Raw genomic sequence first — 15,541 nt, forward strand, 5'->3', positions numbered from 1 at the left:
GCTTGCGATCTTCCCTTAACGACGCCCGTATCATGGTTTTAAAGCTCATTCGTTCGGTCGCCATCGGCCTGGTTGTAGGTGGCCTGTTACTGGTCGCGATGCCCTCTTTACGTCAGTTTAATCAGCTGGCTGCGCCGCAGTTTGACAGCGCAGATGAAACGCCTGCCAGTTACAATCAGGCAGTACGCCGCGCCGCCCCTGCGGTGGTTAACGTCTATAACCGTGGGCTGAACAGCACCAGCCATAATCAGCTGGAGATCCGCACTCTGGGCTCCGGGGTAATTATGGATGAACGCGGCTACATCATTACTAACAAACATGTGATCAACGATGCCGATCAGATCATCGTTGCGCTGCAGGATGGCCGCGTCTTTGAAGCCCTGCTGGTCGGCTCCGACAGCCTGACGGATCTGGCGGTCCTCAAAATCACCGCCACGGGCGGCCTGCCCGTCATCCCCATCAACCGTAAACGTACCCCGCATATCGGTGACGTGGTGCTGGCGATTGGTAACCCCTATAACCTCGGGCAGACCATCACCCAGGGGATTATTAGCGCGACGGGGCGTATTGGCCTGAACCCCTCCGGGCGGCAGAACTTCCTGCAGACGGATGCCTCCATTAACCACGGCAACTCCGGCGGCGCGCTGGTGAACTCGCTGGGCGAACTGATGGGCATCAATACCCTCTCGTTTGATAAGAGCAACGATGGGGAAACCCCCGAAGGCATCGGCTTCGCCATCCCGTTCCAGCTGGCCAACAAGATTATGGATAAGCTCATTCGCGATGGACGGGTTATCCGTGGCTACATTGGCATTGGCGGGCGTGAGATTGCTCCGCTGCATACCCAGGGTGGCGGCATCGACCAGATTCAGGGGATTGTAGTGAACGAAGTCACCTCTGGCGGTCCGGCGGCGGAAGCGGGCATCAAGGTCAACGACGTTATCGTCTCGGTAAACGGTAAACCGGCGATATCGGCCCTCGAGACCATGGATCAGGTGGCTGAAATCAGGCCTGGCTCCATCATTCCGGTAGAAGTGATGCGGGATGATAAGAAAATGACGCTGCAGGTGACCATTCAGGAATACCCGGCCACCAACTGAGTCAGCAGAGATAAAAAAACCGGAGCATTAGCTCCGGTTTTTTATTGCCCTGACGGGACGCGAGTCGCTTACTTATTAACGAACTCTTCGCCCAGGACGATATCGTTCTTCAGCGTGTCCAGCATGCCGGCCATCGCCTGCTGCTCGAACGCGCTCAGGGTGCCGATAGATTTACGCTCTTCGATACCGTTTTTACCCAGCAGCAGCGGCTGAGAGAAGAAGCGTGCGTGCTCGCCGTCGCCTTCAACGTACGCACATTCCACCACGCCTTGCTCGCCCTGCAGGGCGCGCACCAGAGACAGACCGAAACGTGCTGCAGCCTGACCCATAGAGAGGGTTGCAGAGCCGCCACCCGCCTTCGCTTCCACCACTTCGGTGCCAGCGTTCTGGATGCGTTTGGTCAGGTCAGCCACTTCCTGCTCGGTGAAGCTGACGCCTGGGATCTGGGACAGCAGTGGCAGAATGGTCACGCCAGAGTGGCCGCCGATAACCGGCACTTCGAGCTCGGTTGGCTGCTTGCCTTTCAGTTCCGCCACAAAGGTGTTGGAGCGGATGATGTCCAGCGTGGTCACGCCAAACAGTTTGTTCTTGTCATACACGCCCGCTTTTTTCAGCACTTCTGCTGCGATAGCCACGGTGGTGTTAACCGGGTTAGTGATGATACCGATGCAGGCTTTCGGGCAAGTTGTTGCTACCTGCTGAATCAGGTTCTTAACGATACCCGCATTCACGTTGAACAGGTCGGAACGATCCATACCAGGCTTACGCGCCACGCCTGCGGAGATCAGCACAACGTCTGCGCCTTCGAGCGCCGGGCGCGCATCTTCACCGGAGAAGCCTTTGATTTTGACAGCCGTCGGGATGTGGCTCAGGTCAACCGCCACACCAGGGGTTACCGGGGCGATGTCGTACAGAGAGAGTTCTGAGCCTGCAGGCAGCTGAGTTTTCAGTAGTAGGGCAAGCGCCTGGCCGATACCGCCAGCAGCGCCGAGGACTGCGACTTTCATCCTAAACTCCTTATTATGGTGAGCTAACTTTCTGTTACTCCGTCGCGGCGACCTTAATTCAGCAGATCAATAATTACAATCTTCATAATGTGAGAATTAGCGGTCACGCGCTTTTCGCCTCTGCCGGAAGACTATCGGGCGTTATGCGATAACTAAGCAACGAATTAAGAGGGGATTACAATACACCCTCGCCAGCCACCAAAACAACATCAATTTGATAACATTTAATTTACTTTTAACCTTATTTGCGAGGCGTGACGCAGGCATGTTCCTTGATAACGAAATTTGATAAAATCACTCCCTTTCATAACATTATTTCAGCCTAAGATTGGGCAGATAGTTTGCATAAAAATTCATCCATGTGCATAATAATGTTGTTTCTACCGCTATATTTCGGGTGATTTATGCGAATCTCTTCTAAACAAGAAGAATTGGTTAAGGCGTTTAAAGCGCTGCTTAAAGAAGAAAAGTTTAGTTCTCAGGGTGAGATCGTCCAGGCCTTACAGGAAGAAGGCTTCGAAAATATCAACCAGTCGAAAGTCTCCCGCATGTTAACCAAATTTGGCGCGGTGCGTACCCGCAACGCCAAAATGGAGATGGTTTACTGTCTGCCTGCTGAGCTGGGCGTACCGACAACTTCAAGCCCGCTGAAGAATCTGGTGCTGGATATCGACTATAACGATGCAGTGGTGGTGATCCACACCAGCCCGGGCGCAGCCCAGCTGATTGCGCGTCTGCTCGACTCGCTCGGCAAAGCAGAAGGTATTCTCGGCACTATCGCCGGGGACGATACCATCTTCACTACCCCGGCCAATGGTTTCTCGGTGAAAGATCTCTACGAAGCCATTCTGGTGCTGTTCGAACAGGAACTCTGATCCCCCTGCCCTGCTGCGTACCGCAGCGGGGAATCTTCGGCTCCCGCCTCGTTTCCCCTTACAAGCTGTTATCTGTGATTTAACAAATAGTGCGTTTTTCTGGTTCAATTCATTCATACAGTGGATGATCCGCTGCGCGACCGCACAAATAATCAAATCATCTCATCCCCATGATTTTAATGGAAATAAATCGATACCACGCGTTTAACCAAGCCTCTTTTATTCCTATCAGTTATAAAAATCTATCTTCTTAATACGTAATTTCACGAGAAACAATTAGCATGGTATTAATTTTTGCCGTTATTAGTGTATACTTGATTTTGTGATGAGGGTCACGAAACGAAGACCCCAGTAAAGAATATGACGAGGAAGAAAATCATGAAAATCAAAACTACCGTAGCCACACTAAGCATTCTCTCTGTTCTGTCTTTCGGTGCTTTTGCCGCCGATGCGATTAACGCCGATCAGGCTCAGTCCCGTGAGTCAATTGGTACCGTTTCTGTTGGTGCAGTCGGTACTTCTCCGATGGACATGAATCAGATGCTGAACAAGAAAGCGCAGGAACAGGGTGCCTCCTCCTATCGCGTTATCGAAGCGCGTACCGGTGACCACTGGCATGCTACTGCTGAGCTGTACAAATAAGCCGTACCGAGCAATATCCGATATACCCGTTATCTCAGTTCAACGACACCAGGTATAAAAATAGCAGCACAACCCTTCTGGTCGTTGAATGTGCCCTGTAAGGAGTAAAGACTATGAACACTAAATTAATTATCGCCACCCTTGGTTTAGCTTCCGTTCTCTCATTCGGTGCCAGCGCAGCTGTGCATCAGGTTACTGCGGAACAAGCACAAGGCCTGCAATCAATGGGTAGCGTAGGCGTTACCGAAGTTGCCGGTTCCCCGATGGATATCCGTCAGGCCCTGGCAGCAAAAGCTGAAAAAGCGGGTGCCAGCAGCTATCGCGTTACCGAGCTGAATACCGGTGACCACTGGCATGCAACCGCTGAGCTGTACAAATAAACCCTCGTCGTATTGAACTACGACTTGCCCCTGCTTCGCAGGGGCTTTTTTTTGCCTTTTTACGGGCGAACGTTAAAGCGGATCTGGCCTTCCAGCTCCTCTTCCGCCTCATCAAACAGCAGGATCAGCGCGCCGAAGCGTCTGCGCAGCTTCTCCGGCAAATGGGTAAACTCGATTTCAAGCGGCAGCGGCAGCTGATTGCCGGTTACGATCTCCCATAAAGAATCCAGGTTGGTCACACTCTCCCGCGCGATGCCAAAGGTACGTGAAAACTCACGGTAAAAGTCTTCCTGACTGTCGATTTCATCAAAATCAAAGGTATAAATATTCATTTCCCGCCACCCCGTCCAGGCGGGCGGCTGATGCCGCCCTGCCGATTATAATCCCCCGATATGCAGGGTTTTCACTTCAAGGAACTCCTCCAGTCCCAGTACAGAGCCCTCACGACCCAGCCCTGACTCTTTTACCCCACCAAACGGCCCCAGCTCGGTGGAGACCGCGCATTCGTTAATCCCGATCATCCCGCTCTCAATGGCCTGCGAAACGCGGAACACCCGCTGCAGATTCTGAGTATAGAAATAGGCGGCCAGACCAAAGGGCGTATTATTGGCGCGCTGAATCACTTCCTCTTCCGAGGTGAAACGGAAGCAGGCCGCCACGGGCCCAAAGGTCTCTTCGCTGGCCAGCGCCATCCCTTCATGGCAATCGCCCAATACCGTCGGCTGCCAGAAATTGCCGCCCAGATCGTGCGCCTTGCCCCCTGCCAGTACCGTCGCCCCTTTGGCGACCGCGTCCTCGACATGCTCGCGCACTTTTTTCACTGCGGCAGGTTCAATCAGCGGACCGACAACGGTGCCCTCCTCCAGGCCGTTACCCACTTTTAAGTCGTTGACGGCGGCAGCGAGCTGGCTGACGAAGGCGTCATACACTGACTCCTGAATATAGAAACGGTTAACGCTGACGCAGACCTGGCCCGCATTGCGGAATTTGTTGGCGATGGCTCCTTTTACCGCAGCATCAATATCGGCATCGTCGAAGACGATATAAGGCGCATTCCCGCCCAGCTCCATCGAGACTTTTTTCATTGTCTCGGCGGCATTGCGCACCAGCGTTTTGCCGACAGCCGTCGAGCCGGTAAAGGAGATTTTGCGCACTTCATGGCTGGCCATGATCGCATCGCTTATCTCAGAGGTGTTGCCCGCCACCGCATTGAGTACACCGTCCGGGACGCCCGCTTTTTTGGCAAGAGTCAGCAGTGCAAAAGCGCTGAGCGGCGTATTGTTAGCTGGTTTGATTACCCCGGTACAGCCTGCGGCCAGCGCCGGGCCCAGCTTGCGGGTCAGCATCGCCATCGGGAAGTTCCACGGCGTGATGGCCGCCACCACGCCAACCGGTTCGCGGGTGGCCAGTATGCGGGAGCCGGGTTTAACCGGGGGAATGATTTCGCCGTTGGCGCGTTTGGCCTGCTCGGCGAACCACTGAATAAAGCTGGCCGCATACTCCACCTCGCCTTCCGCCTCTTTCAGCGGTTTGCCCTGCTCGGTGGTCATCAGTTGTCCAAGCCACTGCTTGTTTTCAATGATTAATTCATACCAGCGATAGAGGATGGTCGAGCGCTCTTTTGCGGTTCTGGCCCGCCAGGCCGGAAAAGCACGGCTTGCGGCGGCGATAGCTTCTTCGGTCTCTTTAGTGCCCGCTTTTGCCACTTTAGCGATCGCCTCGCCGGTGGCCGGGTTAAGTACATCGAATGTGGTGTCGAGCGTTTTCCATACGCCATCAACCAGATATCCTGTCTGAAATAGCGCACTGTCCTGAAGAGCCTGGGTAGTCATGTATCCTCCCATTCCGGGTTTAAGTACTTGCCCGAATAAGTATAGTCACAAAAAAACCGACGCTTACGGCGTCGGTTTTCAGGAGGATCAGCTGTCGGTGAGTGCATTCTGGTAGCGATGCAGCATCCCCACCAGCCGCTGCACCGGTTCGGTCACCTGTCGCGGTGCCTCCCAGATGCGCAGTTTTTCCTGGTAGATGTCCAGCTCCTCAAGCAGCTGAGCAAAATAGCGGCGCCGCTTATCGTCACTGGTGGCCGAAATGACATGATCGGCAGTGCGCCGCAGCTGGCGGTGGAACGCCGAGAGATCGTCATTAACCGGCACCGGCGCATTGCGCAGACGCTGGTGGGCGATGATCAGGGTCAGGGCCAGACGGAACTTGGCGATGTCGCCCGGGAATTTGGTCAGCAGTAAAAACAGCTGCTGATAGAGCGCGGGCAGATGGTTCTCTTTGCGCCGGGCGGTGTTGGTGGTCATCGCAGAGACGGCGGCAGAAACAAACTGGTTCAGCAGCACGCGTCCGGTGCGGGCCTGTGAGTTATCACGCACCAGCAGAATGACCATCATCGCGAGGAAACAGCCGACAATCTGCCCCAGCGCGCTGTCGAGAAACTGGCTGAAGTGGAACGTCATCGGATTATCCAGCACCAGAATATTGATGGTGCTGGCCAGCGCCCCGAGCGAGCCCAGGCGTCGCTTCTGTACCTCGATACCAATAAAGAAGGCCATTACGGCAAGACTGATACAGAGCAACAGCATGCTTTGCTGGGTCGAGGGCAGAACCACCAGGAAATAGAAGGCCCCAAGCGGCAGTGCTGCCAGGGTGCCGTAGAGAAAATCGAGCGCCACCATCCGCGGATTGGGAAGACGCATCGCCAGCGAAGTGACCACGGCGATCATCACCATCGCACCGCTGCCGGAGGTCCAGCCGGTCCATAGCCAGAACAGCGTCCCGAGCATACAGGCGAGCGTGGTGCGCCAGAAGTTGACCATCGCATGGTGACGTTCCGCCGACTCGGCTTTAACCACTACCTCGCCCTGCAGAACTTCCTCTTCGGTGGCGCTGATTTTGGTATTGCCGATAACGCCACGCTTGAGGAGCAGGTAGCGCGTCGCCGCCCCAACCCAGGTATAGATGGTGACCGGAGTATCACGCTCGCCGGTCCAGGCGATGACTCGCCGCATCCTTTTGAGCTGTTTATGCACATCCTGCACGGTGGCAACCGGGGTGGCAAACTGCTCCCGGAAGGTATCAGTGATCGCTTCGGGGCGGGTATTCTGGATCAGATAGGTTTCGCAGGCCTGGGTGATCAGCGTTAAGGAGACGGTATTGAGCGCCTTCAGGCGGCGGTTGGCTCGCGACCAGCGCGACGACTCCATATTGAGGTTGCTGCGCATCCCTTCCAGCGCGGTGGTACGTCGCACCAGCGCACTCCAGGCGTTATCGACCTCTTCACTGTCGCCATGCTTAATGCACAGCTGCATCAGCTGATACTGGGCGACGATCAGCGCATCCAGCTCGCGATCCACCTCCTGCTTAATGGAGCGGGGGGAGAACAGCAGATCCGCCACGATCGCACAGACAATCCCCATCACGATCTCACTGCAGCGCTCCACGGCAAACTGCGGCGCCAGCAGCGGGTTGGTCTGAATGGTGATGATAATGATCAGCGCGGTATAGCCGGAAAGGCCCCAGGCGTAAGAGTTTTCCACACGTACAAGGGAGGAGATCCAGGTGCAAAAACCGGCCCAGATACAGCACACCATCAGCATCAGCAGCGGGGTGCGGATCATCAGAATGACGATGGTCAGCGCGGCGATACAGCCAATAAAGGTGCCGACAATACGCAGCATCCCGCGATAGCGTATTGCGCCGGAGTAAGGTTCCCCGCCCGCCGCAAAGGCCGGGCCTGCGGCGACAATCGCCGCGGTCAGTACTGCCCAGCGGGGCGTTTCCAGCTGAAAGTGAAAGCCAACGAACAGCGCCAGCACGATGGCGAAGGCCAGCTTAATCGCAAAGCGCAGGTGCTGATTGGCGATGGAGAAGATGCCCATGGCGATTAACCAAACTCACGCAGGCGGTGGGCAATTTTGCGGAACAGCGAGTCATGGCTGGCGTCCCGATCTTTCTCACCGGTGATCACCACCGTGGCGGTGGTGCCCGCAGGCCACAGGTTGCCCTGCTGTTCATCCAGTCGAATACGCACCGGCACGCGCTGCGCCAGACGCACCCACTCAAGATTGGAGTCGACGGTCGCCATCCCTTTGCTGTCGCGGGTGGCGCTGGAGTTGGTCACCCCTGCCGCCACGCTGTCGACCGTCCCTTTCAGGACACGGTTGCTGCCCAGCGGGGTGATTTCCGCCCGATAGCCCGGACGGACGTTCTCCAGCTTGGTCTCTTCCATATAGGCGAGCACATAGAAGGAGTGCTGTTTGACCAGCGCCACGGCGGTGGAGCCGCGGGTAATAAATTCCCCGGTATAGACATTGAGGTTGGTCACCCAGCCGTCGGACGGCGCGCGGATCACGGTACGCTCAAGATCGAGCTTCGCCAGATCGCGCGTGGCTTCGGCCTTCGCCAGCTGATGCAGCACGGTTTGCAGCACGTTGTTGGATTGATCGATCTCCTCGCGGGACATTGCCTGCACCCCCAGCTGATTACGGCGCCCCGCCTCACGGCGTTTCTCCGCAGCCAGCGCCTGGTAGTAGGCGACATCCGCCTCCGCTTCTTCCAGCGATTTCTGATAGCGAGGCTGATCGACGGTGAACAGCACCTGATCCTTTTTTACCAGCTGGTTGTCATGCACATTGACGGCAGTGATCAGGCCCGCCACGTCCGGAGCAATGGCGACGATGTCGGCGCTAAAGCGCGCATCGCGCGTCCAGGGCGACTCGGTGTAATAAACCCACGCGCGAAAAATAGCGATGAACGCGAGGATAACCAGAGCCAGGGTAATGGCGGTACGGGAGATTTTTCTTGTTAGCGTTTTCACATCTACCTCAAACAAACAGGCGCGATACCAGATAGAACAGGCAGCAATACAGCGCGGAATTGAACAATGCAGGGTGCCAGACGAAATCATAGATCCCGGTAGGAGCCAGCACCTTTCGCACCAGCCAAAAAATCGCCAGTGATAAAAGAAGTTCGAAGAATATCGGGGGGAACGATAATCCGAACACCACGATAACGGGAAACAGACTCATGTTGACCTTGATTAGAGCGAGCAGGCGAAAGAATTATTCAGCATACGGCACCGCAGAAGGGGCAAGAAAAGCCGGGCGAGAGTGGCGTAGCTATAATGTATTAATAATATATTAGCGTAACTGTTATGCTGTTATCTATCATATGTGATCTAAATCACTTTTAAGCCAGAGTGAATAATGGAACGTCTAAAACGGATGTCAGTTTTTGCCAAAGTCGTTGAGCTGGGCTCCTTCACAGCCGCGGCCAGGCAACTACAAATGAGCGTCTCGTCAATCAGTCAGACCGTCGCCAAACTGGAAGATGACCTCCAGGTGAAGCTCCTCAACCGCAGCACCCGCAGCCTTGGTCTGACCGAAGCCGGCAAAATCTATTATCAGGGCTGTCGGCGGATGTTGTATGAGGCCCAGTCGGTGCATGAGCAACTTTACGCCTTCAACAACACTCCCATCGGTACGCTGCGTATCGGGTGCTCTTCAACTATGGCACAAAATGTGCTGGCCGGAATGACCGCCGACATGTTGCAGGAGTACCCGGGGCTGACGGTCAATCTGGTCACCGGCATTCCCGCCCCGGATCTGATTGCCGACGGGCTGGATGTGGTGATCCGGGTCGGGGCGTTGCAGGACTCCAGCCTCTTTTCCCGCCGCCTGGGCAGTATGCCGATGGTGGTATGCGCGGCGAAAAAGTATCTCGCCAGAGCGGGGAGCCCGGAGAAGCCTGCGGATCTCAGTAATCACGCCTGGCTGGAGTATAGCGTGCGCCCGGATAATGAATTTGAGCTGGTCGCGCCGGAAGGGCTCTCGACAAAACTGCTGCCGCAGGGGCGCTTTGTTACCAACGATCCGATGACGATCTCCCGCTGGCTGGTGGCCGGGGCCGGGATCGCTTACGTCCCGCTGATGTGGGTGATCAACGAGATCAACAGCGGCGAGCTGGAGATCCTCTTCCCACGCTATCAGTCGGACCCGCGCCCGGTTTATGCGGTCTATACCGAAAAGGACAAACTGCCGCTGAAGGTGCAGGTGTGCATTAACTATCTGACGGATTATTTCGTGCAGGTGGCGGCGCTGTTTCAGGAGATGCGGGGAAGGAAGGAATAACCCTCTCCCACAGGGAGAGGGTATTTCGGAAGGGGAATTATGCGGTACCGCCGACGGTGAGGTTATCCACCTTCAGGGTCGGCTGACCGACGCCCACCGGCAGGCTCTGGCCCTCTTTACCGCAGACGCCGACGCCGTTATCCAGCTTCAGATCGTTACCGACCATCGAGATCTGCTGCATCGCTTCGATGCCGGAGCCAATCAGGGTCGCCCCTTTCACCGCTTTGGTCACTTTGCCCTTCTCAATCAGATAGGCTTCTGAGGTTGAGAAGACAAATTTACCGGAGGTGATATCCACCTGGCCGCCACCGAAGTTTGGCGCGTAGATGCCATATTCAACCGACTCAATGATCTCCTGCGGCGTGGATTTACCCGCCAGCATATAGGTGTTGGTCATACGCGGCATCGGCAGGTGCGCGTAAGATTCGCGACGGCCGTTACCGGTTGGCGCCACACCCATCAGACGCGCATTCAGTTTGTCCTGCATGTAGCCCTTCAGGATACCGTTCTCGATCAGAACGTTGTACTGACCCGGCGTTCCTTCATCATCGATGGAGATCGAGCCACGACGATCGGTCATGGTGCCATCATCCACCACGGTGCAAAGCTCAGAGGCCACCAGCTCGCCCATATGGCCGCTGAAGACCGAGGTGCCGCGACGGTTGAAGTCGCCTTCCAGCCCGTGACCCACCGCTTCGTGCAGCAGCACGCCAGGCCAGCCTGCGCCCAGAACCACCGGCAGAGTACCCGCAGGTGCCGCGACGGCAGAGAGATTGACCAGCGCCATTCGCACCGCCTCTTTCGCCCAGGCGTCGGCGCGCACTTCGCCCTCAACCGGGTTCAGGAACCACTCGTAACCGAAACGACCGCCGCCGCCGCTGGAGCCACGCTCGCGTTTGCCGTCCTCTTCCACCAGCACGCTGACGGAGAGACGGACCAGCGGACGCACGTCGGCGGCCAGGGTGCCGTCGGTTGCCGCCACCAGAATCAACTCATATACGCCACTCAGGCTGGCAGAGACTTCCTGCACGCGCTTATCTTCCGCACGGGCGACTTTGTCTACCCGACGCAGAATATCCAGCTTCTCTTCGCGGCTCATGCTTTGCAGCGGATCGACGCTGGTGTAGAGCGCAGAGTGCTGCACTTCGCCCAGGGTTTTCACCCGACCATCACCGCTGTCGCGCACGATGGTACGTGCTGCCTGCGCGCTCTGCTGCAGAGCAGTCAGGCTAATCTGGTCCGCATAGGCAAAACCGGTTTTCTCACCGCTAACGGCGCGGACACCAACGCCCTGGTCGATGTTATAAGAGCCATCTTTGATGATGCTGTCTTCTAAAACCCAGGATTCGTGATAGCTCGACTGAAAGTAGAGATCGCCGTAGTCGAGACGGCGTTCGGTCAGTTGACCAAGAATGGAAAACAGGTCCTGATGGCTCAGGCCGTTCGCTGCCAGCAGATGTTCACTTACCAGGTTCAGACTCATCGTTTTGCTACTCGTTCGTTGCCGTCCACAGGACGTATCTAAGATCTTATCTATTGAGAGTGAGGCAATTAATTGCCCGCGTCAAATCATTGCTGTGCATCTTTGCGTGGCTGACGCAGCACTTCATTAATCTGCGGTTTATCGACCGGGCCGGTGATGTGGTAGCGCAGAATAGAGACCTTGCTCCACAGCGGCCCCAGCACTTTACTGGCGGCAAACACCGCCGCGCCGACAATCGGGTTAACGGCAAAGGCTGCCGCCACGCCGACGGTGGCGGAAATTTCCGGTGCCACTACCGCTTCCATATCCAGTTCGCGACGCACCAGATTGACGGAGCCTTTCATGGCAATATCCGCCTCCAGCCCGTCGACCAGCGTATCATCCGTGTGCAGGACCCCATCCTTGATCCACGCGGTGCTGCGGATGGAGTCAAAGTAGAATCCTTCATTAAAAGTATCGCTGAAGTCAAAGCGCAGCTTGCGCAGCAGAGCGTCGAAGCTGAGCAGACGCAGCAGCTGCCCCGCATGGCCGGTGCTCAGATCCGCTATTTCACCTTTGCCTAACCGGGTCTTCAGAATGCCGTTCAGCGTGGCTTCGTCAGGCTTCCACGGCTGGTCGCGCCAGTGCAGATCGTAGTCGAGATCAAACGACGAACCGCGAATCGGCGTGGTGATACCGAAATAATTTGATGCCGCATCCAGCTTGTTGCCTTTGATTTGCCCTTTCAGCGAGGTGCGCTGCTCCCCGGCACCGTTCACCCACTCGCCGTTGGCGGTCAGGCGACCAAAGCCGGTATCAATCAGTCCGCCCGCCAGGGTAAGGGTGTTGCCCTTAATGGTGAAATCACCATCGATACGACCGTACTTTTGCCCCCACAGCCAGCACTCGGCGCAGCGCAGCTGTAAATCAGGCCAGCTGCTGAAATTAACCCGCGAGGTACTGGCTAACGGCGAAACTGTATTGCCTTTCCCGGCAGTGACGCTCGCCGGATTGTAATAGAGATAGCGGATCGCCGCCTGCCATGGCGCGGTGTCGCGCATCAGCAGGGTGGCGTTGATCTCCCGCCCCTGCGCCTCGACTTTTGAGCCGTTCAGGGTCGGCTGCGAGACGATGCTCAGGTTATTCCACTGCTGTCCACCCAGCGTCAGGGCCGGAGTGCGTACCGTGATATGTTGCGGGAACTGTGCCGACTCATCGACGTTTTGCCCGACGCCGCTCTGGAACAGGGCTAACCACTCGGCGCCATCCATCGGCGGCAGGTTGAGTTCGACACCCGCCTGTTCCGGCAGCGGCGGCAGCGTGCGGCTGTCGCTGGTCCAGATGGCGCGATCCAGCGTCAGCTTGCGGTTCAGCAACCAGCGGCTGTTAAAGTGATTCTTACCACCGGCATTGCCCGTCAGGGTAAAGCTGTTGAGATCCCCGTCGACGTTCAGTTTCACCGGCAGCGGCTCACCCGCGCTTTTCTCCAGCGGCGACGGCAGGTCGCTGCTGACGTTCTTCAGATCGCCGCTGATATCCACTTTATACTGGGCATCGCCACGATAAGGCAGCTCAATCGCGACTTTGCCGTTCCACGGCAGGCGGCCTTCCAGCGACTGGCTGATGACTTTTGGCAGCACATCCATCCGCGAAGGCTGCCAGCTGGCATCGAGATTCACGGCCACCTGATAGGCTTTCGCGCCTTCGGTGGTGGAGAAGTCGATATTCACCGGCTGACTAAACCAGCTTGCGGTCAGCGGCCCGCTTTTGAGATCGCCATTCACGAAGCTGAACTGGCCGCTCAGATTGTTAATCGTGCTGTTCAGCGGCTTGATGAACAGGCTGTTATTCTTCAGCCTGACGTCGCCTTTGGCGGTGGTCATGGTGCCGTCGAACGGGATATCCAGATGTAAGCGAGCATTCACATCACCATCCAGCTGGAGCTGCTGAAGGGTGGCGCCCAGGGAATCATCCAGCGGCGTCTCGTCAAAGTACGGCCCAACGGCTTTTCCGGGCCCGTTGATATCAGCGTCAATCAGCAGCTTTTCTTTCGAATAGTCCGGGATCACTGCGGTCAGGTTACTGGCTTTTACCCCGCCCAGCGCCACGCCGTCGGTCTTCATCCACAACCCGTCGTTGATGAAGTTAAGCTCAATATCGAGGTTTTTCAGCGCCGGCCACTCAGGCTGGAAGGCGTAGGTGGCGTTGCGTAACGGCACCAGAACCTGGAACTGGCCTTCGTTGTGCTTGTAGGGGAACAGGTGCGGGTTACCGCCATACACCAGGGTGGCGTTATCCGCCTGCCCGCCCTGAATGGCGCCGCTCAGGTAGTCCACCAGCGCTTTGCCCATCAGGTTTTCAGGAAAATAGCGCCAGGCCTGTGATCCATCGTCGGTGCTGATGCCCGCCAGGATCCCCAGCCAGGGCTCATCGCCAGCCGGCTGCAGATAGCGGAAATCACCCCGGGCATGCACCGCTTTGGCTTTCACGTCGATGTCACGTCCGTCGAGCTGGAAACCCTTCTCGTTCTTCAACCAGTGGAGGGTAGCGGTGCCTTTCTCCACCTCCAGCGGGGCGCGGAAGACGGTTTCGTAAGGCATTTTCGCATCGCGCATATGGGCCACCAGGCGGCCATTTTCCACGCTGCCCTGCAATGTGCCGCTGAAATGCTCGGCACCCGGCAGCAGCTCCCACTGCTTCCAGGCGAGATCGGTCCAGGCGATGTTGAAGCGCGTTTTTTCCGTCTCCTGCAGTGGAATATCCAGCGCCAGAGCGTTGATCGCGCCCACCGGCTGGGTGGCCTGCCAGACGTCGCCCAGCGACGGGGAGAGCTTCGCTGCAATGGTTCTCAGCCCCTCAAGGCCTGACAGCTCCAGATTGCTGGCACGAATGCGCAGCTCGTCGCTGCGTGTGTTATTAGCACCGCCCACGTCCTGCCCGGGGATCCAGGCCAGGGCCAGCGCCCCGCGCGGCCACGCCTTGTCGTCCATGGTAATGCGGGTATCCGGAATGGCGAACTGCCAGCCCTCTTTCTCACGGGTGACGTGCGCGGTCAGATTATCAACCGAAAGCTGATGCTGGCGCGCCTTCCCCGGCCAGCTGGCGCCCCCCTGCTTCAGCCAGATATCGCCGCTGGCAAACTGGCCATCGGTGAGGGTCATCCATCCTTCAATGCTGAAGCGCGCGGTTTCCAGCTGCATATTCTGCTGCACCCACTCACCCAACCAGGGTTTGACGTCCACGTCATCGGCCTGCATCCATACTTTGCCGTTATTCAGCAGCCCCTTGTCATCACGCAGATCCATCCGCACCTGCATCACGCCATGCTGTCCGTTCAGGCTGGAGAGACTGACCTGGCCTTCCGCACGGTGCCGCTCTTTGCCGTTGAGCCAGGTAAGCTGAGGGATCGCCAGTTCGGCACGCTGTCCTGAGAGAGTAATAAAGCTGATTTCACTGTCGCGCAGATCGAAATGATCGAACTGGCGCAGGAACAGATCGCTGACGCGGTTGGCCTCGAAGCCTTCGCCCTGGTCGTCACTGCGCAGCGGGGTGTTGGTCAGAAACTGCAGCTGATAAAAGGTAAGATCGCGAAACTGCCAGCGCAGGTGCAGCAGGCTTTGCCACACGTCCAGCGCCAGGGTCACGCGTTTGATTTTCAGATGGCCGCCGTCTTTCAGCTGCGCGTTGATGTCGCGCACTTCAAGAGTCGGGCCGAAATTCTGCCAGCTCGCGTTGAGCTGGCTGGCCGCGACGGGCATGCCGGTCGCGGATTCAATCTTCTCCAGCACCTGCGGGCGCCAGGCGTCCAGATGCGGCAATATGAGGCGCAGCCCGCTTACGAGCAGCGCGACAATCACGATCAGCGTTGCCCCTGTAAGCAGTAAAATCCCCGGCAGTCGCCTCACGCGTCTCTCCTTGTCAGCCGTTCTTGTCTCGCA

At 57.0% G+C, this 15,541-nt stretch carries 13 protein-coding genes; 5 read left to right on the forward strand and 8 right to left on the reverse strand.

The features are described 5' to 3' along the window. Window positions 1-32 precede the first annotated feature (32 nt). The gene (gene degS / locus GNG27_RS20865) at window positions 33-1,100 is read left to right on the forward strand and encodes an outer membrane-stress sensor serine endopeptidase DegS (protein ID WP_156264738.1); all 1,068 of its coding nucleotides are present in this window, start codon (window positions 33-35) and stop codon (window positions 1,098-1,100) included. A gap of 68 nt (window positions 1,101-1,168) precedes the next feature. On the opposite strand, the gene mdh is transcribed toward degS, so the two are convergent. After that, on the reverse strand, window positions 1,169-2,107 hold the full coding sequence (gene mdh, locus GNG27_RS20870) for a malate dehydrogenase (RefSeq protein ID WP_032614538.1): 939 nt from the start codon (window positions 2,105-2,107) through the stop codon (window positions 1,169-1,171). Window positions 2,108-2,511: 404 nt separating this feature from the next. On the opposite strand from mdh, the gene argR reads away from it, so the two are divergent. From argR to yhcN (GNG27_RS20885), 3 genes are all read left to right on the forward strand, one after another. After that, window positions 2,512-2,982, forward strand: coding sequence for a transcriptional regulator ArgR (argR, locus tag GNG27_RS20875; RefSeq protein ID WP_032614540.1), 471 nt, complete (start codon window positions 2,512-2,514; stop codon window positions 2,980-2,982). Between the two features lie 378 nt (window positions 2,983-3,360). Next, window positions 3,361-3,624 carry a peroxide/acid stress response protein YhcN gene (gene yhcN, locus GNG27_RS20880; protein WP_142487282.1) on the forward strand — a complete coding sequence of 88 codons (264 nt, stop codon included), beginning with the start codon at window positions 3,361-3,363 and terminating at the stop codon, window positions 3,622-3,624. 113 nt (window positions 3,625-3,737) lie between these two features. Beyond that, window positions 3,738-4,004: a peroxide/acid stress response protein YhcN gene (yhcN, locus tag GNG27_RS20885; protein WP_142487283.1), complete on the forward strand. Its 267-nt coding sequence runs from the start codon at window positions 3,738-3,740 to the stop codon at window positions 4,002-4,004. Between the two features lie 59 nt (window positions 4,005-4,063). Here the strand turns inward: yhcN (GNG27_RS20885) and GNG27_RS20890 are convergent, their stop codons facing one another. The 5 genes from GNG27_RS20890 to aaeX all read right to left on the reverse strand — a co-directional run bounded on the left by GNG27_RS20890 (window position 4,064) and on the right by aaeX (window position 9,040). Then, window positions 4,064-4,336 (reverse strand): barstar family protein, encoded by a 273-nt coding sequence (locus GNG27_RS20890; RefSeq protein WP_142487284.1) that lies wholly within the window; start codon window positions 4,334-4,336, stop codon window positions 4,064-4,066. Window positions 4,337-4,381: 45 nt separating this feature from the next. Next, the gene (locus GNG27_RS20895) at window positions 4,382-5,836 is read right to left on the reverse strand and encodes an NAD-dependent succinate-semialdehyde dehydrogenase (protein ID WP_142487285.1); all 1,455 of its coding nucleotides are present in this window, start codon (window positions 5,834-5,836) and stop codon (window positions 4,382-4,384) included. 87 nt (window positions 5,837-5,923) lie between these two features. Then, the gene (gene aaeB / locus GNG27_RS20900) at window positions 5,924-7,891 is read right to left on the reverse strand and encodes a p-hydroxybenzoic acid efflux pump subunit AaeB (RefSeq protein WP_142487286.1); all 1,968 of its coding nucleotides are present in this window, start codon (window positions 7,889-7,891) and stop codon (window positions 5,924-5,926) included. A 5-nt stretch (window positions 7,892-7,896) separates the two neighbouring features. Beyond that, window positions 7,897-8,829 carry a p-hydroxybenzoic acid efflux pump subunit AaeA gene (gene aaeA, locus GNG27_RS20905; protein ID WP_156264739.1) on the reverse strand — a complete coding sequence of 311 codons (933 nt, stop codon included), beginning with the start codon at window positions 8,827-8,829 and terminating at the stop codon, window positions 7,897-7,899. 7 nt (window positions 8,830-8,836) lie between these two features. Continuing rightward, window positions 8,837-9,040: a p-hydroxybenzoic acid efflux pump operon protein AaeX gene (aaeX, locus tag GNG27_RS20910; protein ID WP_032614553.1), complete on the reverse strand. Its 204-nt coding sequence runs from the start codon at window positions 9,038-9,040 to the stop codon at window positions 8,837-8,839. 177 nt (window positions 9,041-9,217) lie between these two features. On the opposite strand from aaeX, the gene aaeR reads away from it, so the two are divergent. After that, window positions 9,218-10,141, forward strand: coding sequence for an HTH-type transcriptional activator AaeR (aaeR, locus tag GNG27_RS20915; RefSeq protein ID WP_142487288.1), 924 nt, complete (start codon window positions 9,218-9,220; stop codon window positions 10,139-10,141). 37 nt (window positions 10,142-10,178) lie between these two features. Here aaeR and tldD read toward each other — a convergent pair whose 3' ends face one another. Next, window positions 10,179-11,624: a metalloprotease TldD gene (gene tldD / locus GNG27_RS20920; RefSeq protein WP_142487289.1), complete on the reverse strand. Its 1,446-nt coding sequence runs from the start codon at window positions 11,622-11,624 to the stop codon at window positions 10,179-10,181. 86 nt (window positions 11,625-11,710) lie between these two features. Next, window positions 11,711-15,508, reverse strand: a complete 3,798-nt coding sequence (gene yhdP, locus GNG27_RS20925; RefSeq protein WP_156264740.1) for an AsmA2 domain-containing protein YhdP — start codon at window positions 15,506-15,508, stop codon at window positions 11,711-11,713. Between the last annotated feature and the right edge of the window lie 33 nt (window positions 15,509-15,541).

This window comes from Leclercia sp. 119287 (assembly GCF_009734485.1).
GTDB lineage: Bacteria > Pseudomonadota > Gammaproteobacteria > Enterobacterales > Enterobacteriaceae > Enterobacter > Enterobacter adecarboxylatus_C.

Coding starts and splice junctions, on each gene's coding strand:
- aaeX (WP_032614553.1), bottom strand. CDS start 9,040: ATGAGTCTGTTTCCCGTTATCGTGGTGTTCGGATTATCGTTCCCCCCG.
- argR (WP_032614540.1), top strand. CDS start 2,512: ATGCGAATCTCTTCTAAACAAGAAGAATTGGTTAAGGCGTTTAAAGCG.
- aaeR (WP_142487288.1), top strand. CDS start 9,218: ATGGAACGTCTAAAACGGATGTCAGTTTTTGCCAAAGTCGTTGAGCTG.
- GNG27_RS20890 (WP_142487284.1), bottom strand. CDS start 4,336: ATGAATATTTATACCTTTGATTTTGATGAAATCGACAGTCAGGAAGAC.
- yhcN (WP_142487283.1), top strand. CDS start 3,738: ATGAACACTAAATTAATTATCGCCACCCTTGGTTTAGCTTCCGTTCTC.
- tldD (WP_142487289.1), bottom strand. CDS start 11,624: ATGAGTCTGAACCTGGTAAGTGAACATCTGCTGGCAGCGAACGGCCTG.
- degS (WP_156264738.1), top strand. CDS start 33: ATGGTTTTAAAGCTCATTCGTTCGGTCGCCATCGGCCTGGTTGTAGGT.
- mdh (WP_032614538.1), bottom strand. CDS start 2,107: ATGAAAGTCGCAGTCCTCGGCGCTGCTGGCGGTATCGGCCAGGCGCTT.
- yhcN (WP_142487282.1), top strand. CDS start 3,361: ATGAAAATCAAAACTACCGTAGCCACACTAAGCATTCTCTCTGTTCTG.
- aaeB (WP_142487286.1), bottom strand. CDS start 7,891: ATGGGCATCTTCTCCATCGCCAATCAGCACCTGCGCTTTGCGATTAAG.
- GNG27_RS20895 (WP_142487285.1), bottom strand. CDS start 5,836: ATGACTACCCAGGCTCTTCAGGACAGTGCGCTATTTCAGACAGGATAT.